The sequence below is a fragment of the Pseudomonas gozinkensis genome, assembly GCF_014863585.1.
In the GTDB taxonomy this organism is placed as follows: Bacteria; Pseudomonadota; Gammaproteobacteria; order Pseudomonadales; family Pseudomonadaceae; genus Aquipseudomonas; species Aquipseudomonas gozinkensis.
This window is the reverse complement of sequence record NZ_CP062253.1, coordinates 1-21,816: the sequence shown is the minus strand read 5'-3', so window position 1 is coordinate 21,816 and position 21,816 is coordinate 1. Positions and strand designations below refer to the sequence as shown.

The window sequence follows — 21,816 nt, the reverse complement described above, 5'->3', positions numbered from 1 at the left end:
TGTGGATAACTCTGTTGGTAACTTGTGAAGCCAGCTAAGGATTTCGCACCTTGTCCAGTACCGCCAGCGAGCGCGATGCGTTCAGTACGAGGCCGTAACTGAGTTTGTCGTAGGTGCGGAACACCATCAGCAAGCCAGCGCGTTCATCAGGGATTTTCAGCGGTTGGCCGGTGATCCGGTCGCGAACGGTTTCCCCGGTTTTCATCACCACCAGCACGTTGCCCTCCGCCAGGCCGTCGCGTTTGCCTTTGTTCAGGGTCACCACGTCCATCGCGCCGATCTGTGTGACGCCGCGTGGCACATCAATGATCAGGCCGTTGATGTCGGTGGTGGGCGCGCTGGGCATGAAGGTCGAGTTGATCGAACGCTCTTCGCCGCTGAACAAGCGGTCGCCGAGGCGCACTTCCTGGGTCGTGCGTTGCAGGGCAAGGGTGGCGACGTCGCCTTCGGTGGCGACGATTTCACCACCGCCGATGTCGTCGGCGTTGATCCCCAGAAACTCCTTGCTCTGCGGATCGGTGTAGACCTTGCCCTGGCGGAAGATGCCGTAGACCGGCTGGTTCGGATCGAAATGGCCGCGGGCGAAGATCCGGTCGCCGGTACCGCTGAGCACCCGTTCGGCATCGCCGGCAACGATGTACGGCGCCTTGTCGAAGTCCTCGACCTTGTCGACGATGCGGTTGCTCAGCAGAAAGCTGTTGATCGACTTGAGCGGAATGCTCGGAATCGCCTCCGCTACCGGGCTGGTGCGGATGCGTGGCGACAACTTGATGGTGCCGCGCGACTCACCGCGATTGACGGTCAGGCGCGGCTGGCCGTTGACGTAACTGAGCGTCAGCGTGTCGCCGGGATAGATCAGGTTGGGGTTTTCGATCTGCGGATTGGCCCGCCACAGTTGCGGCCACTGCCAGGGTTCGCGCAAATATTTACCGGAAATGTCCCAGAGCGTATCCCCCGAAACCACCGTGTATTGCTGTGGAAAACCTTCCTTGAGTTGCACTTGCCCGTGCGCGGCGCCGGCCGAGGCCAGAAACAGCAGGGCGAGTAGTGATTTCCTCATGCGGTGAATCCCTTTATTATGTGCGTTCGCGTGAAACGCCAGAGCCCCCGTGGCTCGCTCCCTGCTCTATGCTGAAAATCAAGGAGCTACGTTTCACAACGGTAGCCTGCATCTTCGGACCCGCCAGGCCATCGCCCGACTTTACCTCACACGTGCAGCAATCAAGCTTATGGCCATTTTGAACATCCTCGAATTTCCGGACCCGCGTCTGCGCACTATCGCCAAACCTGTGGCTGTAGTGGACGACGAAGTGCGTCAGCTGGTCGATGACATGTTTGAAACAATGTATGAAGCGCCGGGCATCGGCCTTGCCGCGACCCAGGTCAACGTGCACAAACGTATCGTCGTGATGGACCTTTCCGAAGACCGCACCGAACCGCGGGTGTTCATCAACCCCGAGTTCGAATCGCTGACCGACGAAATGGAGCAGTACCAGGAAGGCTGCCTCTCGGTGCCGGGTTTCTACGAAAACGTCGACCGCCCGCAGAAGGTCAAGATCAAGGCCCTGGACCGTGACGGCAAGCCTTACGAACTGATCGCCGAAGGCCTGCTCGCCGTATGCATCCAGCACGAATGCGACCACCTCAACGGCAAGTTGTTCGTCGATTACCTGTCCACGCTCAAACGCGACCGGATCAAGAAGAAACTGGAAAAGCAGCACCGCCAGAACGCTTGATGCCCCTCTCCAAAGGCTTGCTGCGGCAAGCCTTTTTCTTTTTATGAGACTCCCCCATGACTGAGCCACTGCGCATCGTTTTTGCCGGCACCCCGGAATTCGCCGCCGAACACCTCAAGGCCCTGCTGGACAGCCCTTACGAGATCGTTGCGGTCTACACCCAACCGGATCGCCCGGCCGGTCGTGGGCAAAAACTGATGCCGAGCCCGGTCAAACAGCTCGCTCTGGAAAACAATATCCAGGTGTTACAGCCGCCGACTCTGCGCAACGCTGACGCTCAAGCCGAGTTCGCGGCGCTGAAGCCTGACTTGATGGTGGTGGTCGCCTACGGCCTGATCCTGCCGCAAGCGGTGCTGGATATTCCGCGCCTGGGTTGCATCAACAGCCACGCCTCGCTACTGCCGCGCTGGCGCGGTGCGGCGCCGATCCAGCGCGCCGTGGAAGCGGGCGACGCCGAAAGCGGCGTGACTGTGATGCGCATGGAAGCCGGCCTCGATACCGGGCCGATGCTGCTCAAGGTCGTCACCCCGATCAGCGGCGAAGACACCGGCGGCAGCCTCCACGACCGCCTCGCCGAAATGGGCCCGCCTGCCGTGGTACAGGCGATTGCGGGTCTGGCCGCTGGCACCTTGGAAGGCGAAGTGCAGAACGACGAGCTCGCCACTTACGCGCACAAACTGAACAAGGACGAAGCACGCATCGACTGGAGCCGTCCGGCCATCGAACTGGAACGTCTGGTCCGCGCCTTCAATCCATGGCCGATCACCCACAGCACGCTCAACGGCGAAGCGCTGAAAGTGCTGGGGGCGACACTGGCCGAAGGCAAAGGCGCACCGGGCACCATTCTCGGCGCCAGCAAGGACGGTCTGCTCGTCGCCTGTGGCGAACAGGCGCTGTGCCTGACCCGCCTGCAATTGCCCGGCGGCAAGGCGCTGAATTTCAGCGATCTGTTCAACAGCCGTCGTGAGAAATTCGCCACCGGCACCGTGCTGGGCGCAGCGGTGGACGCGCAATGAACCCGCGTCTGGCCGCCGCCAAGGCACTCGCCGCTGTCCTGAGCGGCAAGGCTTCGCTCAACAGCTCCCTGCCGACGCAACTGGACAAGGTCGAAGATCGCGATCGCGGCTTCACCCAGGACCTGGCATTCGGCACCGCCCGTTGGCAGCCGCGTTTGTCGGCGCTGGCGGAAAAACTGCTGCAGAAACCGTTCAAGGCGGCCGACGCCGATGTCGAGGCGTTGTTGCTGGTCGGTCTCTATCAGTTGCTTTACACCCGCGTCCCGCCGCACGCCGCCATCGGCGAAACCGTCGGTTGCGCCGACAAGCTGAAAAAGCCCTGGGCCAAAGGCTTGCTCAACGCCGTACTGCGCAATGCGCAACGCGAACATGAGGCGATCTTCGCCGAACTGGAACGCGATCCGGTGGTGCGCACCGCTCACCCGCGCTGGCTGCAAAAATCCCTCAAGGCTTTCTGGCCTGAGCAATGGGAAGCCATCTGCGAAGCCAACAACGCGCATCCGCCGATGATCCTGCGGGTCAACCGCCGTCATCACAGCCGCGACGCGTACCTTGGCCTGCTGGCTGAAGCGGGTATCGCCGCGCAGCCATGCACCTTCAGCCGTGACGGCATCGTCCTCGACGCTGCCACCGACGTGCGTAGCCTGCCGGGTTTCGCCGAAGGCTGGATCAGCGTGCAGGACGAAGCCGCACAACTGGCCGCCGACCTGCTCGACCTCGCGCCGGGCCAGCGAGTGCTGGACGCCTGCTGCGCCCCTGGCGGCAAAACTTGCCACATCCTCGAAGCCGAACCGGCGCTGGCCGGTGTGGTGGCGGTGGACCTGGAAGCCAAGCGTCTGGTGCGGGTGAAGGAAAACCTCGAACGCCTCGGTCTGAACGCCGAACTGATCGCCGCCGACGGTCGCGACACGGCAGCGTGGTGGGACGGCAAACCGTTCCAGCGCATCCTGCTCGACGCACCGTGCTCGGCCACCGGCGTGATCCGCCGCCATCCGGACATCAAGCTGACCCGTCAGGCCGACGACATCGCCGCCCTCGCGCAACTGCAAGGCGAACTGCTCGACGCGATGTGGAAAACCCTTGAAGTGGGCGGCATCCTGCTCTACGCCACCTGCTCGACCTTGCCGACCGAGAACACCGAAGTGATCGCCGCGTTCCTTGAGCGCACACCGGGTGCCCGGGAGCTGGATCTGGCCACCGCCGCCGGGATCAAGCAGCCCCATGGTCGCCAATTGCTGGCCCGGCAGGGCGGGCATGACGGGTTCTACTACGCCAAGCTGATCAAGATCGCTGCCGCGCGCGGCTAAACGGATTCAATGGAGTGACTGGATGAAAATCATCATCCTCGGTGCGGGACAGGTTGGCGGTTCGCTGGCTGAACATCTGGCCAGCGAGGCCAATGACATCACGGTGGTCGACACTGACGGTGACCGTCTGCGCGATCTTGGCGACCGCCTCGACATTCGTACCGTGCAGGGCCGTGGCTCGTTGCCGAACATTCTGCGTCAGGCCGGTGCCGACGACGCCGACATGCTGGTCGCAGTGACCAACAGCGACGAAACCAACATGGTCGCCTGCCAGGTCGCCCACACCCTGTTCCACACACCGACCAAGATTGCCCGGGTGCGCGAGGCGTCGTACCTGACCCGCGAGGAGCAACTGTTCCAGAACGAGGCGATTCCGGTCGACGTGCTGATCAGTCCCGAGCAGGTGGTCACCAACTACATCAAGCGTTTGATCCAGCATCCCGGCGCCTTGCAGGTGATCGATTTCGCCGAGGGCCAGGCGCAACTGGTCGCGGTTCGTGCCTACTACGGCGGACCGCTGGTGGGTCAGCAACTGCGTCAGTTGCGCGAACACATGCCGAATGTGGAAACGCGGGTGGCGGCGATTTTCCGTCGTGATCGACCGATTCTTCCCCAGGGCGACACGGTGATCGAGGCCGACGACGAAGTCTTCTTCATCGCTGCCCGTGAGAATATTCGCGCCGTAATGAGCGAAATGCGCCGCCTCGACGAAACCTACAAGCGCATCGTCATCGCCGGTGGCGGGCAGATCGGCGAGCGGCTGGCCGAGGCCATCGAAAGCCGCTATCAGGTGAAGATCATCGAGATGAACCCGGCGCGCTGTCGCTATCTCTCCGACACCCTCGACAGCACCGTGGTGCTGCAGGGCAGCGCGTCGGATCGCGACCTGCTGCTGGAAGAGAACATCGCCGACGCGGACATCTTCCTTGCGCTGACCAACGATGACGAAGCCAACATCATGTCGTCCCTGCTGGCCAAGCGTCTGGGCGCGAAGAAGGTGATGACGATCATCAACAACCCGGCCTACGTCGACCTGATCCAGGGCGGTGACATCGACATCGCCATCAGCCCACAACTGGCGACCATCGGCACCTTGCTCGCCCACGTGCGGCGCGGCGATATCGTCAGCGTGCACTCGTTGCGCCGGGGCGCGGCGGAAGCCATCGAAGCAGTGGCTCATGGCGATTCGAAGTCGAGCAAAGTCATCGGCAAGGCCATCGAAAACATCGCACTGCCGCCGGGGACCACCATCGGCGCGATCATCCGCGATGAAGAAGTGATCATCGCCCATGACGACACAGTGATCGCGGCGGGCGACCATGTGATCCTGTTCCTTGTGGATAAAAAGCATATTCGCGATGTGGAGAAGCTGTTCCACGTTGGCCTGAGTTTCTTCTGATTTTCGTCATTGACTGCACTGGCCCCATCGCTGGCAAGCCAGCTCCCACATAGTTCTCGGGTGAACATTGCACTTGTGAACAAACGAAAGTTCTGTGGGAGCTGGCTTGCCAGCGATGCGGTTTCAGCAACACCATGATTCTGACCTGACACTTCTCATGCAAGGAATCCACCGATGATCGAATCCCTGGAAAAAATGCTCGCCAAGGGTGTGGATAACTCGCTGCTGCGCTTCGGCCTCGGCAAGGGGTATCTGGATCTGGGGGAGAACGCGCGGGCGGCCGAGCATTTCCAGCGTTGTGTCGGCTTCGATCCGAAGTACTCGGCGGCGTGGAAACTGCTGGGCAAGGCGCAACTGGCGCTTGGGGATCTGCCAGCTGCACGGCAGGCGTGGGAGCAGGGGCTGGAAGCGGCCCGGGCCCATGGCGACAAGCAGGCCGAGAAGGAAATGACGGTGTTTCTGAAGAAGCTCGATCGGCAGAAGCCGTGACTGCTGTGGATAACCCGTTTGGTCAGGTTATCCACAAACACCCCTCGACGATCAGTACCAGCGCGCCTCGCCCGGCGGACGCTTCTTGAAGCGTTTCATGCTCCACATGTACTGGCTTGGATAAGCCGCCACATAACGCTCGACCACTTGGCTCATCGCCGCGCAGGACGTTTCGGTGTCAGTGCTGTACATGGCTTCCGGCGCCGCTTCGAGGATCACCTTGTAGCCGGAACCGTCCGGCAGACGCAGGGCGTGCAGGAATACGCCGACTGCCTTGCCACCGGCGAGCATGTTCGGCACGAACTTGCTGGTCAGGGCCTGGGTGGCGAAGAACGGCACGAAGATCCCGGCGGATTCTGCCGGCTCCGGGTCCGCAGGAATCCCCACCTGACCGCCCTTGCGCACTTCCTTGATGACACTGAGGATGCCTTCCTTGGTCGACGCGGCGACTTTGTTGCCCAGTTGCACGCGTTGTTTGCGCAGCAATTCATCCACAGCCTTGAGCTTTGGCGGCCGGTAGAAAATGATCGGTTTGCACTGGCTGCAATAGAAGTGGTTGAGCACTTCCCAGTTGCCCAGGTGGCTGGTGATGCCGACCACGCCCTTGCCCGAGGCCAGCGCATCTTTCAGCACTTCGAGGCCTTCGACTTCGCGCACCAGGTCGATGGAACGCTGGGCCGGCCAGATCCAGGCGCAGGCGCTTTCGGTCAGGGACTTGCCGATGTCTTTCAGGCTCTGGCCGACCAGACGTTCGCGTTCGGCCGGGTCCATCTGTGGAAAACATTTGGCGAGGTTGATCCGCACCACGTCGCGGGAACGGTTGGGGGTTTTCCACATGATCCAGCCGATCGCCGAACCGACGGCCTGCACGGCCCGCCACGGCAGCAGGGCAAACAGCCGCAGAGCGCCAACCAGCATGGCGCCTTTAAACTTTTCCACAGGTCACTCCTGATCTTGTGCTGTGCGCGAGGCGGCCATTCTAACCGGCGTTGACCAACTGCGCGTAGCGGTCACAGTCCTGAGTGTGATCCATGACCATGCCCGAGGCCTGCATCAGCGCGTAGCAGATGGTCGGGCCGACGAAGGTAAAACCGGCCTTTTTCAGGCCTTTGCTCATGGCCACGGCTTGCGGGGTGATGGCCGGGACTTCGCTGCGATCCTTGAAATGATTGATCACCGGGCGGTTATCCACAAACGACCAGAGGAAGGCCACCGGATCCTCCAGCGCCAGCCACGCCTGGGCATTGCGCCGGGCGGCATTGAGCTTGAGGCGGTTGCGAATGATCCCCGGATCGAGCATCAATTCATCGATTTCCGCGTCGCTCATCTGCGCCACGCGCTGTACGTCGAAGCCGAACAGCACCTCGCGATATCGCTCGCGCTTGCGCAGCACGGTGATCCACGAAAGCCCGGCCTGGAACCCTTCGAGCAAAAGCAACTCGAACAAACCCTGCGCATCGCGTAGCGGCGTACCCCACTCCTGATCGTGGTAAGCCATGTACAGCGGATCTTCGTTGCACCAAAAGCAGCGTGGCATAAGGCTCCAGGGGGTGGAGGTGCGACTGAATCGGGTATACTCCCGCTCTTTAAATCGCAGCCCAAGAAACAGGTGAATTTCGTGAGCCAGCCTACGCCAGCCGTGCGTACCTTCCAAGACTTGATCCTCGCGCTCCAGCAATACTGGGCCGAGCAAGGTTGTGTGGTACTTCAGCCCTACGATATGGAAGTAGGCGCCGGCACTTTCCACACCGCGACATTCCTGCGCGCCATCGGCCCGGAAACCTGGAACGCCGCTTACGTGCAGCCAAGCCGCCGTCCGACTGACGGCCGTTACGGCGAAAACCCGAACCGTCTGCAGCACTACTACCAGTTCCAGGTAGTCCTGAAGCCGAACCCGGACAACTTCCAGGAGCTGTACCTGGGCTCCCTCAAGCATGTCGGCCTGGACCCGCTGGTCCACGACATCCGCTTCGTCGAAGACAACTGGGAATCGCCGACCCTCGGCGCCTGGGGTCTGGGCTGGGAAGTCTGGCTGAACGGCATGGAAGTGACCCAGTTCACTTACTTCCAGCAGGCGGGCGGCATCGAGTGCTACCCGGTGACCGGCGAGATCACCTACGGTCTCGAGCGTCTGGCCATGTACCTGCAAGGCGTGGACTCGGTCTACGACCTGGTCTGGGCTGACGGTCCGTTCGGCAAAGTGACCTACGGCGACGTGTTCCACCAGAACGAAGTGGAGCAGTCCACCTACAACTTCGAACACGCCAACGTCGACAAACTGTTCGAACTGTTCGACTTCTATGAAAGCGAAGCCAAGCGCCTGATCGAACTCGACCAGCCGCTGCCGTTGCCAAGCTACGAAATGGTTCTGAAGGCTTCGCACACCTTCAACCTGTTGGACGCACGCCGGGCGATCTCGGTGACCGCGCGTCAGCAATACATTCTGCGCGTTCGCACCCTGGCGCGTTCCGTCGCCCAAGCCTACCTGCTGGCCCGCGCCAAGCTGGGCTTCCCGATGGCAACCCCGGACCTGCGTGACGAAGTACTGGCCAAGCTGGAGGCTGCACAATGAGTGCTCAAGATTTTCTGGTTGAACTGGGCACCGAAGAACTGCCACCCAAAGCCCTGAACACTCTGGCCGAAGCATTCCTGGCCGGTATCGACAAGGGCCTGCAGGCGGCCGGCCTGAATTACGAGACCAAAACCGTCTACGCCGCGCCGCGTCGTCTGGCCGTGCTGATCACCGCGCTGGCCACCCAGCAGCCGGATCGCAGCATCAACCTCGACGGCCCGCCACGTCAGGCTGCGTTCGACGCCGAAGGCAACCCGACTCAAGCGGCACTGGGCTTTGCCAAGAAGTGCGGCGTCGAGCTGAGCGAAATCGACCAGAGCGGTCCGAAACTGCGCTACAGCCAGAACATCGCCGGCAAGCCGACCGCCAGCCTGCTGCCGACCATCGTCGAAGACTCGCTGAACGACCTGCCGATCCCGAAACGCATGCGTTGGGGTGCGCGCAAGGAAGAGTTCGTGCGTCCGACCCAGTGGCTGGTAATGCTGCTCGGCGACCAGGTCATCGACTGCACGATCCTCGCGCAGAAGGCTGGCCGTGAATCCCGTGGCCACCGTTTCCACCACCCGGAAAGCGTGCGCATCGGTTCGCCGTCGAGCTACCTGGCCGATCTGCGTGCCGCGTATGTGCTGGCCGACGCCAACGAGCGTCGCGAAATCATCAGCAAGCGCACCGAAGAGCTGGCGACCCGCCAGGAAGGCACCGCGATCGTGCCGCCGGCGCTGCTCGACGAAGTGACCGCGCTGGTCGAGTGGCCGGTGCCGCTGGTGTGCTCGTTCGAGGAACGTTTCCTCGATGTGCCTCAGGAAGCGCTGATCACCACCATGCAGGACAACCAGAAGTACTTCTGCCTGCTGGATGCCGACGGCAAGTTGCTGCCACGTTTCATTACCGTGGCCAACATCGAATCCAAAGACCCGCAGCAGATCATCGCCGGTAACGAGAAGGTGGTTCGCCCACGTCTGACTGACGCCGAATTCTTCTTCAAGCAGGACAAGAAGCAGAAGCTCGAAGCGTTCAACGATCGCCTGCAGAACGTGGTGTTCCAGGAAAAACTCGGCAGCGTCTACGACAAGGCCGAGCGCGTGTCGAAACTGGCCGCGTACATCGCCGCACGCATTGGCGGCAACGCTTCGTGGGCTGCCCGTGCAGGCCTGCTGTCCAAGTGCGACCTGGCCACCGAAATGGTCGGCGAGTTCCCGGAGATGCAAGGTGTCGCCGGCTACTACTACGCCCTCAATGACGGCGAGCCGGAAGACGTCGCCCTGGCGCTGAACGAGCAGTACATGCCGCGCGGTGCCGGCGCTGAACTGCCTGCCACCCTGACCGGTGCGGCCGTGGCCATCGCCGACAAGCTCGACACCCTGGTCGGCATCTTCGGTATCGGAATGCTGCCGACCGGCAGCAAAGACCCGTATGCCCTGCGCCGTGCGGCACTGGGCGTGCTGCGGATCCTGATCGAGAAACAACTGGATCTGGACCTGAACGACGCCGTGGCTTTCGCCGTGAATGCGTTCGGCGCCAAGGTCAAGGCTGCCGGCCTGAACGACGCGGTGCTGGAGTTCATCTTCGACCGTCTGCGTGCGCGTTACGAAGACGAAGGCGTGGATGTGGCCACCTACCTGTCGGTACGTGCCCTGAAGCCGGGTTCGGCGCTGGACTTCGACCAGCGTGTGCAAGCGGTTCAGGCCTTCCGCAAACTGCCGGAAGCGGCAGCGCTGGCGGCGGTGAACAAGCGTGTGTCGAATCTGCTGAGCAAAGTGGAAGGCTCGGTGCCGACCGAAGTCCAGGCCAAGTACTTCGACAACGCCAACGAGTTCTCGCTGTACTCGGCGATCCAGCAAGCGGACCAGGCTGTACAGCCAATGGCTGCGGCGCGTCAGTACAACGAATCACTGGCACGTCTGGCTGCCCTGCGCGAACCGGTGGACGCGTTCTTCGACGCGGTGATGGTCAATGCCGAAGACGCCAATGTACGGGCCAACCGTTACGCGCTGCTGGCGCGTCTGCGTGGCCTGTTCCTGGGCGTTGCCGACATTTCGCTGCTGGGTTGAGGGATTGCTGTTGAAACTGCTGATTCTCGATCGGGACGGAGTGATCAATTACGACTCCGACGCTTACATCAAGTCGGTGGAGGAGTGGATTCCGCTGCCCGGCTCGATCGAAGCGATTGCGCAGTTGAGCAAGGCCGGCTGGACGGTGGCGGTCGCCACCAACCAGTCGGGCATTGCTCGCGGCTACTACGACCTCGCCACCCTCGACGCCATGCACGCGCGCCTGCGCACGCTGGTGGCGGAGCAGGGCGGTGAAGTCGGGCTGATCGTGTATTGCCCGCATGGGCCGGACGAGGGTTGCGACTGTCGCAAGCCGAAACCGGGGATGTTGAAAACCATCGCGCAGCATTACAACGTGGCGCTGACGAATGTCTGGTTCGTCGGCGACAGCCTTGGTGACCTGGAGGCCGCCAAAGCCGTCGATTCACAGCCCGTTTTGGTAAAGACCGGGAAAGGCGAAAAGACTCAGGCCAAGACCTTGCCGGTGGGCACCCTGATTTTTGACGATCTCGCGGCGATTGCCGCAGAACTTATCCACAACTAGAGTGCTTCTGAAGTTCCTGACCAGGGATTGATCGGGAGTGCGCTTGAACAGTCGGGCATTGCCCGTAACGGTAAACGTCGCCATGTCGATACTGCAGGCCATCAGAATTTTCCTCTTTTACCTGCTGCTGGGCACCACGTCCTTGCTGTGGTGCAGCCTGAGCTTTTTTATCGCGCCCTTTCTGCCGTTCAAGGCGCGCTATCGTTTCATCAACGTGTACTGGTGCCGTTGCGCCTTGTGGTTGACCAAGGTGTTCCTCGGTATCCGTTACGAAGTCAAAGGCGCGGAAAACGTGCCTGACCGGCCCTGCGTGATTCAATCGAACCACCAGAGCACCTGGGAGACGTTCTTTCTCTCCGCTTATTTCTCGCCCTTGAGCCAGGTGCTCAAGCGCGAATTGCTGTACGTACCGTTCTTCGGCTGGGCCATGGCCATGCTGCGGCCGATCGCGATTGATCGCGACAACCCCAAAGCTGCGCTCAAGCAAGTCGCAGCAAAAGGTGATGAATTGCTCAAGGACAATGTCTGGGTGCTGATCTTCCCTGAAGGCACTCGCGTTCCCCACGGCACCATCGGCAAGTTCTCCCGCAGTGGTAGCGCATTGGCGGTGAATGCGGCGCTTCCAGTGCTGCCGATTGCGCACAATGCCGGCAAGTTCTGGCCGAAAATCGGTTGGGGTAAAAAGCCGGGCGTGATCACCGTGGTGATTGGTGAACCGATGTACGCCGAAGGCAACGGCCCTCGCGCCATCGCCGATCTGAATGATCGGGTGCAGGCGTGGAACGAAAAGACGCAACGGGAAATGGGCTCGCTGCCTCCGTCCCCTCAGGCACCGGCTGCGAACGATCAGATCGCTGTCTGAGATTTGTGGATAACCTGTGTACGGTTTGTTCGCAAAGTCCCGAATTATCAAATTAAGTGACTGATTTACTTATATATTTCCGAAGCTGCTAAAACACCGTAAAAGGTGCATAAGTTTTTTTCGGAAGTAAGGAAACCGGCTGATATAGCCGGTTTTTTTATGCCTGCTCTTCAGCGATCAGCGGCAGCTCCAGACGGAATGTCGTGCCTTGATCGACCACGCTCAGGCATTCGATTCGGCCGCCATGGTGATCCACCACGGCTTTGACCATCGACAACCCCAACCCCACACCATCGATGCCCTGCGCAGAAGAAAAGCGCCGGTACTGGCTGAACAGATCGGGCAGTTCCTCTGAAGCGATGCCTTTGCCTTGATCGGTCAGTTCACAACGCAGCCAGTCGTCGTGGCAAATGACACGCAGGTCGACGGTGGATCCGGCCGGGCTGTACTTGATCGCATTTTCCAGCAGGTTGAACAGTGCGCGGGTCAGCAAGCCCTGATCGGCCAGGATCAGGCGCTCCTGGGATTGTTCGTCCATATCGCTCAAGAGTTCGATGCGTTTTTGCTGGGCGATGGGCAGTGCCTGGTCCAGCACGTCCATGACCAGCATCCCGAACAGGCTCGGTTGAAACTGATATGCCTCGGACTCGGCCCGGGCCAACAGAACGAAGCCGTCGGTGAGTTCCAGCGCCCGGCGTACCTGGCGCTCAATCTGTTCGAACAGCGGCGAATCCGTTCCCGTCTGATGTCGGTGTACCTCGAGCAGAGCGAGAATCGCCGAATGCGGGGCGCGCAGGTCATGGGACAGGAAGCGTAGCAACACACCACGTTGTTCCTCGGCGGCCCGTTCTGCGCTCAGGTCGGTGAGACTCAGGAGCCAGCCGATCGGCAGGTCTCCATCTACCGGCAACAATGCGGCTCGTTCCAGGCGCAGGCTACGTTCCTTGTGGTCACGAAACTCCAGCAGAGGCAGCTCGGAGAGCGTCGGGCGCGGATCTGTGGACAACTCCGGATAGCCCAGGCTCGCCAGTTGATCGAGGATATCCTCGCCCACCAGGTTGTGATCGAACAGACTCCGGGCCTTGCGATTGCCCAACAGGACTTGCCCCCGGGGATCGCTGATCAGGGTCGCGACCGGCAGATATTCCAGCCCGTCGGCGATGAATCGGCGAGTATCGCGGGTGCGGCTCATGGCTTGCTCAAGCGCCATGATCTGCCCCTGCAAGCGGTCCGCGCTGGGAAACTGCGCCCGACGCCGTTCGGGAAAGACTTTCGGTTCACTGTCCAGCCGCGCCAGCTCCCAGCCGAAGTAGGTCAGCACCACACTCAGGCGTCGCCAGTTCCAGATCAAGTAACCGAACAACATGCCCAGCACCGCCGGCGTCGGCGACCACCAACGCTTCATCTCCGCCAGACCCGCACTGGTCAGCAGCACGCAGGCCATCCCGCCCAATGTCAGCCAGAGCGCCAGACGCGGGCGCCATAGCAGCAACCCAAGTACACACGCGACCATGGTCACCGAGAGTCCCGCGCCCATCAACGGCGCCGGGTCATGCAAATTGATCTGCGCACGCCAGGAAAGCAGTGCAGTCAGCGGCAACAGCACTAGACTTATCCACACCCACTCGCGCACCAGTTGCCGGAATAAACGCTGAACCTGGCTGGGTACACGACTTTCGTGTCGGCGGTGGTTATTCATGGGAAACAGGGCAGGGCGGGTTGAATGGTTTCATAGGCGGCCGGTCTGAGGACGTAGACCCGAAGAATCATAGCGGCTCACCCCACGGCGTGCCGCTTACTTTCACTGCATGGAGTGAGCCGATAAGACCGGCACCCATTGCCCGAGCGACAAGGAACCACCGCGTATGCGCGTTGCGATACTGGACGATGAACCCGCCGAACTGCGCCGGGTCGAGCAGACCCTGCAACAAATGGCCGAGGCCGGAGGACAGCCCTGGTCACTGCACAGCTTCGAAAGCGGTGAAGACCTGCTGCGACAGTTGCGCCGGGAAACCTTCGACCTGCTGATTCTCGACTGGCAATTGCCCGACCTCACCGGCCTGGCGCTGTTGCGCTGGACCCGCGAACACATGGAAGCGCCGCCGGCCGCCATCATGCTCACCAGCCGCGATGGTGAGAGCGACATCGTCCAGGCCCTGAACGCCGGGGCCGACGATTACGTCAGCAAGCCATTTCGGCCCAACGAACTGAAGGCGCGCGTGGCGGCGGTATTGCGTCGGCACAGTCTGCAACGAAGCGCCCCGGCCGAAGTCCTGCGTTTCAATGACCTGGTGTTCGACGACGCCGAACTGACCGTCACCCGTGACGGAAAACCGATCGTCATGACCGAGCGCGAATATCGTCTCGCCCATTGCCTGTTCAGCAACCTCGGCCGACCGCTGTCACGAGACTATCTGTACGAACGATTCTGGCCCCACGAAGAAATGTCGACGTCGCGACCACTGGACACCCATATCTATCGCCTGCGCAACAAGCTTGGACTGACGGCGGATCGGGGTTGGCAGTTGTTGACGATTTATGGGTATGGGTATCGGTTGGAGAGTGTGGCGGCAGGCAGCGAGTAACCTGGATCAAGAAATCACTGTAATTTCTTGGCTGCGGACTCAATCTCTTTAATGCTGCTCTCCGGAACCGGTAAATCTTCCGGCATGGTACCGCCAAGCTCTGCGATGGTTTCTCGCACCTTTCTACCGACGTCCAGATGGACTTTATTGGCCTGCTGCTTGCCTTGGACGTTATCACGCCGCAATTTGTCCTCCGCTTGTGTAGCACGGAACAAGTTAGCAGCCAGTTCGGTTGAACCCATATGATCAAGAATTTTCTGGCTCTTTTTAAGCCCTTTTCGTTGATGGATAGCTTTCTGATCAAGGCCGCCATATAGCCCTTGGTAACCGTGATTCTGGAAAATGGCAAAGTCCAGGCCGGTTTCAACGCCGGCCTGTTGTGCTACTTCCACCAATTGCTTGTTGTGCTCACGTAACTCATTACGCAAAAGCAGGCGCTTCTGATCATCCTTCAGCTTCTGAAATGAAACGTCGTCCGCCAATTCCTGACGTCGGGTCTGGATTGCGAAATAAGTCTGCCCCGCGGCAATAACCGGTTTGATCGGGTCTCCGTTTTGAACTATCAGATAACAGGCATACCGAGAAAGCTGAATATCCTTCACTGACCGCCGGGAACCGGACCCCAACAAAACCATTTTGGTGACGTCAACGAAATGGTCTGCGATGCGATGATTACTGAGTTCGCAGGCTTGCACGGCTTTGCTAATGACGTTTTCGAAGTTTCGCCAATCACGGTACTCCAGGAGAGGGGCGAGCTCTCGGGCGGACCAGAATTCAAAGCCATCTTCCGATTGGTGCTTCAGGTCTTCGAAAGACCGGTGCTGCTCGCTCAAGGTAAATCCTCCGCGGATTGGGGTGATCTGAATCCTTCCTTTGACCCGGAAGAGATTCACACTGACACCTCCATAGAATCAATGGTGGCTTACAAATGCATACATTGTTGTCGGAAAAAGGCCGTCGGTTTAGTGGCGCATTCGAACATAAAAAAACCCGATGAATCAAAGATCCACCGGGCTTGGTATGACTTCGGTTATGCGTGCAAAGTGATCAAAAATCCAGGTTGGAAACCGCCAAAGCATTGCTCTCGATGAAGTCACGGCGAGGTTCGACCGCATCACCCATCAGGGTGTTGAAGATCTGGTCCGCGCCAATGGCGTCTTCGATGGTGACTTTCAGCATGCGACGCACGCTTGGGTCCATGGTGGTTTCCCACAGCTGATCCGGGTTCATTTCGCCCAGACCTTTGTATCGCTGAATGGTGTGGCGCTTGGTGCTTTCGGCCATCAGCCAGTCCAGGGCTTCCTTGAACTCGGTGACCGCTTTCTTGCGCTCGCCACGCTGGATGTACGCGCCTTCGTCGAGCAGGGTGCTCAGTTGAGCGCCGAGGGTGACGACGGTCTTGTAGTCGTTGCTGCCGAAGAAGTCGCGGTTGAAGGTGACGTAGTTCGACAGGCCGTGGGAGATCAGCTCGACCTCTGGCAGCCACACACCACGTTCACGGTCTTCACGCAGGCTGGCCTTGTAGACCAGGCCCGACTTCTCGACGGTGCGCAGACGGACTTCGTACTGGGCCAGCCAGTCTTGCATCTTGGCGTGGTCGCCGAGCATTTCCAGGCTCACGGCCGGCAGGTAGATGAAGTGCTCGGTCAGTTCCTGCGGGTACAGGCGCGACAGACGCTTGAGGGTCTTCATCACCATGCGGAAGTCGTTCACCAGACGCTCCAGCGCTTCACCGGAAATGCCCGGGGCGTCTTCGTTCAGGTGCAGGCTCGCATCTTCCAGAGCCGACTGCGTCATGTACTCTTCCATGGCGTCGTCGTCTTTGATGTATTGCTCTTGCTTGCCTTTCTTGACCTTGTACAGCGGCGGCTGGGCAATGTAGATGTAGCCGCGCTCGATCAGTTCAGGCAACTGACGGAAGAAGAAGGTCAGCAGCAGGGTACGGATGTGCGAACCGTCGACGTCAGCATCGGTCATGATGATGATGTTGTGATAGCGCAGCTTGTCGATGTTGTACTCTTCGCGACCGATACCGCAGCCCAGCGCGGTGATCAAGGTGCCCACTTCCTGGGACGAGATCATCTTGTCGAAACGTGCTTTCTCGACGTTGAGGATCTTGCCCTTCAGCGGCAGGATGGCCTGGGTCTTGCGGTTACGTCCCTGCTTGGCAGAGCCGCCCGCGGAGTCACCTTCCACGAGGTACAGTTCGGACAGCGCCGGGTCTTTTTCCTGGCAGTCAGCGAGCTTGCCTGGCAGGCCGGCGATGTCCAGCGCGCCTTTGCGGCGGGTCATCTCACGGGCCTTGCGCGCGGCTTCACGGGCACGGGCAGCGTCGATCATCTTGCCGACGACCAGTTTGGCTTCGTTCGGGTTTTCCAGCAGGAAGTCGGAGAAGTACTTGCCCATTTCCTGTTCGACCGCGGTCTTCACTTCGGAAGACACCAGCTTGTCTTTGGTCTGGGAGCTGAACTTCGGATCCGGCACCTTCACCGAGATGATCGCGGTCAGGCCTTCACGGGCATCGTCACCGGTGGTGGCGACTTTGTGCTTCTTAGCCAGACCTTCCTGCTCGATGTAGTTGTTCAGGTTACGCGTCAGTGCGGAACGGAAGCCCACCAGGTGGGTGCCGCCGTCGCGCTGCGGAATGTTGTTGGTGAAGCACAACAGGTTCTCGTTGAAGCTGTCGTTCCACTGCAGGGCGATTTCCACGCCGATGCCGTCTTCACGCTGGATGTTGAAGTGGAACACCTGGTTGACCGCAGTCTTGTTGGTGTTCAGGTATTCAACGAAAGCACGCAGGCCGCCTTCGTACTTGAACAGCTCTTCCTTGCCGCTGCGCTCATCCTTGAGGACGATGCCGACACCGGAGTTGAGGAAGGACAGTTCACGAATGCGCTTGGCCAGGATGTCCCAGCTGAAGTGAATGTTCTTGAAGGTTTCGCTGGAAGCCTTGAAGTGAATCTGGGTACCGGTTGTTTCGCTGTCGCCAACGATGGCCATCGGAGCCTGAGGTACGCCATGGACATAGGTCTGTTCCCAGATCTTGCCGCTGCGGCGAACAGTCAGAACCAGCTCTTCGGAAAGCGCGTTCACAACCGAAACACCTACACCGTGCAGACCGCCGGATACCTTGTAGGAGTTGTCGTCGAACTTACCGCCAGCGTGGAGGACGGTCATGATGACCTCGGCGGCGGAAACGCCTTCCTCTTTGTGCACGTCTACCGGGATGCCACGACCGTTGTCTTTAACGGTGATGGACTCATCCGGGTGGATGATGATGCTGATGTCGTCGCAGTGGCCGGCGAGGGCTTCGTCGATCGAGTTGTCGACCACCTCGAACACCATGTGGTGCAGACCGCTGCCATCGTCGGTGTCACCAATGTACATACCGGGACGTTTGCGCACGGCATCCAGGCCTTTCAGCACTTTAATGCTCGATGAGTCGTACGTATTTTCTTCGCTCAATGCCTTCACTCCCGATGGTCGTGGGTCTGGGTGATACGGCCCTGTTCCACGTGGAACAGAGCGACTGGCGTTTCCGTCTGCCAGCCTTCCCTCAGTAATTCGTGATCTACACAGGTGATAAAGACCTGGCAGCGTAAGTCTTCCAGCAAGCGGCACAACGCGCGACGGTGGCTCTCGTCCAGTTCGGACGGCAAGTCATCCACCAGATAAATACACTGGCCGCGTCGGGCCTGGCTCACCAGGTGCCCCTGGGCAATCCGCAGCGCACAGACCACCAACTTCTGCTGACCCCGGGACAAGATGTCCGCGGCATTGTGTGCGCCCAATCTAAGACGCAAGTCAGCCCGTTGTGGCCCGGCCTGGGTATGACCCATTTGCTGGTCCCGTTGCACGGATCCGGCAAGTACGGCGCTCAATTCCCGGTCCTTGTCCCAGCCTCGGTAATAGCTGAGCGTCAAACCTTCGAGCTCAACCAGTTCGCTCAAGGTTTGTTCAAAGACTGGTTTCAAGGCTTTGATGTAAGCGCGGCGGTATTCATCGATTTCAGCGCTGGCCTGGCACAGTTCCCTGTCCCAAACCGCTTGCGAAACGGCGTCAAGTGTACCATGCCGCAGCCAGGAGTTTCTCTGGCGCAAGGCCTTCTGCAAACGCTGCCAGGTGGCCATGAACCGCGGCTCGACGTGGAACACACCCCAGTCGAGGAACTGCCGGCGAATCTTCGGCGCACCTTCCAGCAGGCGGAAGCTGTCGGGGTTGATCAACTGCAGCGGCAGGATCTCCGCCAGTTGTGCGGCGCTGCGCGCATTCTGACCGTCGATGCGGATCTGGAACTCGCCCTGACGATCGCGGGATATCCCCAGTGCACTGTGGCCACCTTCCGCGAGCTCGACCTGACCGAATACGGTGCAGGCAAGCTGCTCATACTGGATGACCGGCAACAGCCGCGTACTACGAAACGAACGGGCAAGCCCCAGCAGATGAATGGCTTCCAGAACACTGGTTTTGCCGCTGCCGTTGGCGCCGTAAAGAATGTTGATTCGGGGAGAGGGGGAGAAGGTCACCGGGTGCAAATTGCGCACCGCGGTGACCGAGACGCGACTTAGCGACATCCAGAGTCAGCTGATTACAGACGCATCGGCATGACAACATAAGCCGAATCGTCATTGTCGGACTCTTGCACCAGCGCACTGCTGTTGGAGTCGGACAGGATCAGACGAACCTGCTCGGTGGTCATCACGCCCAGCACGTCCAGCAGATAGCTGACGTTGAAGCCGATCTCCAGGGAGCCGCCGTTGTATTCCACGCCTACTTCTTCTTCCGCCTCTTCCTGCTCCGGGTTGTTGGCCTGGATCTTCAGCTGACCACTGGCCAGTTGCAGACGGATGCCGCGGTACTTCTCGTTGGACAGAATCGCGGTACGGCTGAACGCTTCACGCAACGCCTGACGATCACCCAGTACCAGTTTGTCGCCGCCCTTCGGCAGCACGCGCTCGTAATCCGGGAATTTGCCGTCGACCAGTTTCGAGGTGAAGGTGAATTCGCCGGTGGTCGCACGAATGTGGTGCTGGCCCAGGACGATGCTGACGTTGCCGTCCGGCTCGGTGAGCAAACGCGCCAGTTCGAGAATACCTTTACGCGGCACGATCACCTGATGGCGTTCCTGCTGACCGATGTCGGCCTGCATCGAGCACATGGCCAGACGGTGACCGTCGGTGGCCACGGCACGAATAATGCCAGTCGACACTTCCAGCAACATGCCGTTGAGGTAGTAACGCACATCCTGCTGGGCCATGGCGAAACTGGTGCGTTCAATCAGGCGACGCAGCTTGCTTTGATCCAGGCTGGTAGTCAGCGAGCCCGGGCCTTCTTCCACAGTCGGGAAGTCATTGGCCGGCAGGGTCGACAGGGTGAAACGGCTACGGCCGGCTTTCACCACCAGCTTCTGCTCATCGACCTTGATGTCGATCAGCGCATCGTTCGGCAGGCTTTTGCAGATATCCATCAGCTTGCGCGCGGGCACGGTGATGGAGCCAGTTTCAGCCGGCTCTTCGAGTTGCACCCGACCGACCAGCTCGACTTCGAGGTCGGTACCGGTCAGCGACAGTTGCTGGCCATCGACGACCAACAGCACGTTGGACAGTACCGGCAAGGTCTGTCGGCGCTCGACGACGCCTGCGACCAGTTGCAGGGGTTTCAACAGGGCTTCGCGTTGAATGGTGAAATGCATGGTCTAGTCCCTTGCCTTAATAAGCTGCGCTGGTGTTCATCAAGTAGTCAGTGTACGCAGCAGGTTCTTGTAGTCCTCGCGGATGTCCGCGTCGGATTCCTTAAGTTCGTTGATCTTGCGGCAGGCGTGCAACACGGTCGTGTGGTCGCGGCCGCCAAACACATCGCCGATTTCCGGCAGGCTGTGGTTGGTCAGTTCCTTGGACAATGCCATGGCCACCTGACGCGGACGCGCGACCGAACGCGAGCGGCGTTTGGACAGCAGGTCGGAGATCTTGATCTTGTAGTACTCGGCGACCGTGCGCTGAATGTTATCCACAGAGACCAGTTTGTCCTGCAGCGCCAACAGGTCTTTCAGGGATTCGCGAATCAACTCGATGGTGATGTCGCGGCCCATGAAGTGCGAGTGGGCGATCACGCGTTTCAGCGCGCCTTCCAGCTCACGGACGTTGGAGCGAATGCGCTGGGCAATGAAGAACGCCGCATCGTGAGGCAACTCGACTTTGGCCTGGTCGGCCTTTTTCATCAAGATCGCTACGCGGGTTTCCAGTTCCGGCGGCTCGACGGCGACCGTCAGGCCCCAGCCGAAGCGGGATTTGAGGCGCTCTTCCAGTCCTTCGATTTCTTTCGGGTAGCGGTCACTGGTGAGGATGACCTGCTGGCCACCTTCAAGCAGGGCGTTGAAGGTGTGGAAAAACTCTTCCTGGGAACGTTCCTTGCGGGCGAAGAACTGAATGTCGTCGATCAACAGGGCGTCCACCGAACGGTAAAAACGCTTGAACTCGTTGATCGCGTTCAGTTGCAGCGCCTTGACCATGTCGGCCACGAAACGCTCGGAATGCAGGTACACGACCTTGGCATTCGGGTTCTTCTTTAGCAGGTGGTTGCCCACCGCGTGCATCAAGTGCGTCTTACCCAGACCCACGCCACCATAAAGGAAGAGCGGGTTGTAGCCGTGCTTCGGGTTGTCTGCCACCTGCCAGGCCGCCGCACGGGCGAGCTGGTTGGATTTACCTTCGACGAAGTTCTCGAAGGTGAAGGTGCGGTTCAGGTAGCTGGTGTGCTTGAGCGCGCCTTCGACCTGCACGGTGCGCTGTTCGGCGCGAACCGGAGCTTGTTGCGAAGCGGCACCGGCCATCGGATCGAAGCTGTCGCGGGACGGCTCTTCACTGATTTCTTCGGTTTTCTGCGTCGAGCGCTTGGTCGGTGCAGCGGTCGGGGCTGGCGCCGGAGCGCTGGCCGGCGCGGCGTTCACCTGAGCCTGGGAGACTTGCGCAGCGGCCAATGGCGCATTCGGTGCGGCACGCGGCGCCGAACTGCGTTTGCTGCCTATTAATAAGGAAAGCGACGGTGCCAGACCGTTGCCATGCTCATCCAGCAGTTCAAGGACACGACCCAGGTACTTTTCGTTGACCCAGTCCAGAACAAAACGGTTCGGTGCGTAGACGCGCAACTCGTCGCCTTCGGCTTCGACCTGTAGTGGACGGATCCAGGTGTTGAATTGTTGGGCAGGCAGCTCTTCGCGCAAAAGCTCCACGCACTGCTGCCAAAGTTCCACTGACAC

Annotated in this window: 19 protein-coding genes; 10 read left to right on the top strand and 9 right to left on the bottom strand. The window is 60.1% G+C overall.

Annotation, left to right across the window (positions count from 1 at the left end; genetic code table 11):
- Positions 1-34: 34 nt before the first annotated feature.
- Positions 35-1,060 carry a LysM peptidoglycan-binding domain-containing protein gene (locus tag IHQ43_RS00095; protein WP_007954103.1) on the bottom strand — a complete coding sequence of 342 codons (1,026 nt, stop codon included), beginning with the start codon at positions 1,058-1,060 and terminating at the stop codon, positions 35-37.
- A 169-nt stretch (positions 1,061-1,229) separates the two neighbouring features.
- Between IHQ43_RS00095 and def the strand changes: the two genes are divergently transcribed.
- The 5 genes from def to IHQ43_RS00070 all read left to right on the top strand — a co-directional run bounded on the left by def (position 1,230) and on the right by IHQ43_RS00070 (position 5,947).
- Positions 1,230-1,736 (top strand): peptide deformylase, encoded by a 507-nt coding sequence (gene def / locus IHQ43_RS00090; RefSeq protein WP_007954104.1) that lies wholly within the window; start codon positions 1,230-1,232, stop codon positions 1,734-1,736.
- A gap of 56 nt (positions 1,737-1,792) precedes the next feature.
- Positions 1,793-2,752, top strand: a complete 960-nt coding sequence (fmt, locus tag IHQ43_RS00085; RefSeq protein ID WP_192562952.1) for a methionyl-tRNA formyltransferase — start codon at positions 1,793-1,795, stop codon at positions 2,750-2,752.
- On the top strand, positions 2,749-4,059 hold the full coding sequence (rsmB, locus tag IHQ43_RS00080) for a 16S rRNA (cytosine(967)-C(5))-methyltransferase RsmB (protein WP_192562951.1): 1,311 nt from the start codon (positions 2,749-2,751) through the stop codon (positions 4,057-4,059). Before fmt ends, rsmB begins: the two co-directional genes overlap by 4 nt.
- 22 nt (positions 4,060-4,081) lie before the next feature.
- The gene (trkA, locus tag IHQ43_RS00075) at positions 4,082-5,458 is read left to right on the top strand and encodes a Trk system potassium transporter TrkA (protein WP_007954108.1); all 1,377 of its coding nucleotides are present in this window, start codon (positions 4,082-4,084) and stop codon (positions 5,456-5,458) included.
- A gap of 174 nt (positions 5,459-5,632) precedes the next feature.
- Complete coding sequence (locus IHQ43_RS00070) at positions 5,633-5,947, top strand: tetratricopeptide repeat protein (RefSeq protein WP_192562950.1); 315 nt, start codon at positions 5,633-5,635, stop codon at positions 5,945-5,947.
- A 51-nt stretch (positions 5,948-5,998) separates the two neighbouring features.
- Here IHQ43_RS00070 and IHQ43_RS00065 read toward each other — a convergent pair whose 3' ends face one another.
- Positions 5,999-6,886 (bottom strand): lysophospholipid acyltransferase, encoded by an 888-nt coding sequence (locus IHQ43_RS00065; protein ID WP_039764942.1) that lies wholly within the window; start codon positions 6,884-6,886, stop codon positions 5,999-6,001.
- 40 nt (positions 6,887-6,926) lie between these two features.
- The gene (tag, locus tag IHQ43_RS00060; protein ID WP_007954111.1) at positions 6,927-7,484 is read right to left on the bottom strand and encodes a DNA-3-methyladenine glycosylase I; all 558 of its coding nucleotides are present in this window, start codon (positions 7,482-7,484) and stop codon (positions 6,927-6,929) included.
- A gap of 81 nt (positions 7,485-7,565) precedes the next feature.
- Between tag and glyQ the strand changes: the two genes are divergently transcribed.
- The 4 genes from glyQ to IHQ43_RS00040 all read left to right on the top strand — a co-directional run bounded on the left by glyQ (position 7,566) and on the right by IHQ43_RS00040 (position 11,976).
- Complete coding sequence (glyQ, locus tag IHQ43_RS00055) at positions 7,566-8,519, top strand: glycine--tRNA ligase subunit alpha (RefSeq protein ID WP_003187265.1); 954 nt, start codon at positions 7,566-7,568, stop codon at positions 8,517-8,519.
- Complete coding sequence (gene glyS, locus IHQ43_RS00050) at positions 8,516-10,570, top strand: glycine--tRNA ligase subunit beta (protein WP_007954113.1); 2,055 nt, start codon at positions 8,516-8,518, stop codon at positions 10,568-10,570. The genes glyQ and glyS overlap by 4 nt, the downstream gene beginning before the upstream one ends.
- Positions 10,571-10,574: 4 nt before the next feature.
- Positions 10,575-11,114: a D-glycero-beta-D-manno-heptose 1,7-bisphosphate 7-phosphatase gene (gene gmhB / locus IHQ43_RS00045; protein WP_166742338.1), complete on the top strand. Its 540-nt coding sequence runs from the start codon at positions 10,575-10,577 to the stop codon at positions 11,112-11,114.
- A gap of 82 nt (positions 11,115-11,196) precedes the next feature.
- Positions 11,197-11,976 (top strand): lysophospholipid acyltransferase family protein, encoded by a 780-nt coding sequence (locus tag IHQ43_RS00040; protein WP_192562949.1) that lies wholly within the window; start codon positions 11,197-11,199, stop codon positions 11,974-11,976.
- Between the two features lie 157 nt (positions 11,977-12,133).
- Here the strand turns inward: IHQ43_RS00040 and IHQ43_RS00035 are convergent, their stop codons facing one another.
- The gene (locus IHQ43_RS00035; protein ID WP_192562948.1) at positions 12,134-13,675 is read right to left on the bottom strand and encodes a sensor histidine kinase; all 1,542 of its coding nucleotides are present in this window, start codon (positions 13,673-13,675) and stop codon (positions 12,134-12,136) included.
- 166 nt (positions 13,676-13,841) lie between these two features.
- Between IHQ43_RS00035 and IHQ43_RS00030 the strand changes: the two genes are divergently transcribed.
- On the top strand, positions 13,842-14,561 hold the full coding sequence (locus IHQ43_RS00030) for a response regulator transcription factor (protein ID WP_007954125.1): 720 nt from the start codon (positions 13,842-13,844) through the stop codon (positions 14,559-14,561).
- Positions 14,562-14,575: 14 nt separating this feature from the next.
- On the opposite strand, the gene dinD is transcribed toward IHQ43_RS00030, so the two are convergent.
- The 5 genes from dinD to dnaA form a co-directional block, all read right to left on the bottom strand.
- On the bottom strand, positions 14,576-15,394 hold the full coding sequence (gene dinD / locus IHQ43_RS00025; protein WP_192562947.1) for a DNA damage-inducible protein D: 819 nt from the start codon (positions 15,392-15,394) through the stop codon (positions 14,576-14,578).
- Between the two features lie 214 nt (positions 15,395-15,608).
- Positions 15,609-18,026: a DNA topoisomerase (ATP-hydrolyzing) subunit B gene (gene gyrB / locus IHQ43_RS00020; RefSeq protein WP_011331734.1), complete on the bottom strand. Its 2,418-nt coding sequence runs from the start codon at positions 18,024-18,026 to the stop codon at positions 15,609-15,611.
- Between the two features lie 5 nt (positions 18,027-18,031).
- The gene (gene recF, locus IHQ43_RS00015; RefSeq protein ID WP_003220208.1) at positions 18,032-19,135 is read right to left on the bottom strand and encodes a DNA replication/repair protein RecF; all 1,104 of its coding nucleotides are present in this window, start codon (positions 19,133-19,135) and stop codon (positions 18,032-18,034) included.
- Between the two features lie 14 nt (positions 19,136-19,149).
- The gene (dnaN, locus tag IHQ43_RS00010; RefSeq protein ID WP_192562946.1) at positions 19,150-20,253 is read right to left on the bottom strand and encodes a DNA polymerase III subunit beta; all 1,104 of its coding nucleotides are present in this window, start codon (positions 20,251-20,253) and stop codon (positions 19,150-19,152) included.
- A gap of 39 nt (positions 20,254-20,292) precedes the next feature.
- Positions 20,293-21,816 (bottom strand): chromosomal replication initiator protein DnaA, encoded by a 1,524-nt coding sequence (gene dnaA / locus IHQ43_RS00005; RefSeq protein WP_192562945.1) that lies wholly within the window; start codon positions 21,814-21,816, stop codon positions 20,293-20,295.

Excerpts from the sequence above, each read along its gene's own strand:
- def (WP_007954104.1), top strand. The coding sequence starts at position 1,230 with ATGGCCATTTTGAACATCCTCGAATTTCCGGACCCGCGTCTGCGCACT.
- IHQ43_RS00095 (WP_007954103.1), bottom strand. The coding sequence starts at position 1,060 with ATGAGGAAATCACTACTCGCCCTGCTGTTTCTGGCCTCGGCCGGCGCC.
- glyS (WP_007954113.1), top strand. The coding sequence starts at position 8,516 with ATGAGTGCTCAAGATTTTCTGGTTGAACTGGGCACCGAAGAACTGCCA.
- IHQ43_RS00035 (WP_192562948.1), bottom strand. The coding sequence starts at position 13,675 with ATGAATAACCACCGCCGACACGAAAGTCGTGTACCCAGCCAGGTTCAG.
- IHQ43_RS00040 (WP_192562949.1), top strand. The coding sequence starts at position 11,197 with ATGTCGATACTGCAGGCCATCAGAATTTTCCTCTTTTACCTGCTGCTG.
- IHQ43_RS00030 (WP_007954125.1), top strand. The coding sequence starts at position 13,842 with ATGCGCGTTGCGATACTGGACGATGAACCCGCCGAACTGCGCCGGGTC.
- fmt (WP_192562952.1), top strand. The coding sequence starts at position 1,793 with ATGACTGAGCCACTGCGCATCGTTTTTGCCGGCACCCCGGAATTCGCC.
- IHQ43_RS00070 (WP_192562950.1), top strand. The coding sequence starts at position 5,633 with ATGATCGAATCCCTGGAAAAAATGCTCGCCAAGGGTGTGGATAACTCG.
- tag (WP_007954111.1), bottom strand. The coding sequence starts at position 7,484 with ATGCCACGCTGCTTTTGGTGCAACGAAGATCCGCTGTACATGGCTTAC.
- rsmB (WP_192562951.1), top strand. The coding sequence starts at position 2,749 with ATGAACCCGCGTCTGGCCGCCGCCAAGGCACTCGCCGCTGTCCTGAGC.
- recF (WP_003220208.1), bottom strand. The coding sequence starts at position 19,135 with ATGTCGCTAAGTCGCGTCTCGGTCACCGCGGTGCGCAATTTGCACCCG.
- trkA (WP_007954108.1), top strand. The coding sequence starts at position 4,082 with ATGAAAATCATCATCCTCGGTGCGGGACAGGTTGGCGGTTCGCTGGCT.
- dnaN (WP_192562946.1), bottom strand. The coding sequence starts at position 20,253 with ATGCATTTCACCATTCAACGCGAAGCCCTGTTGAAACCCCTGCAACTG.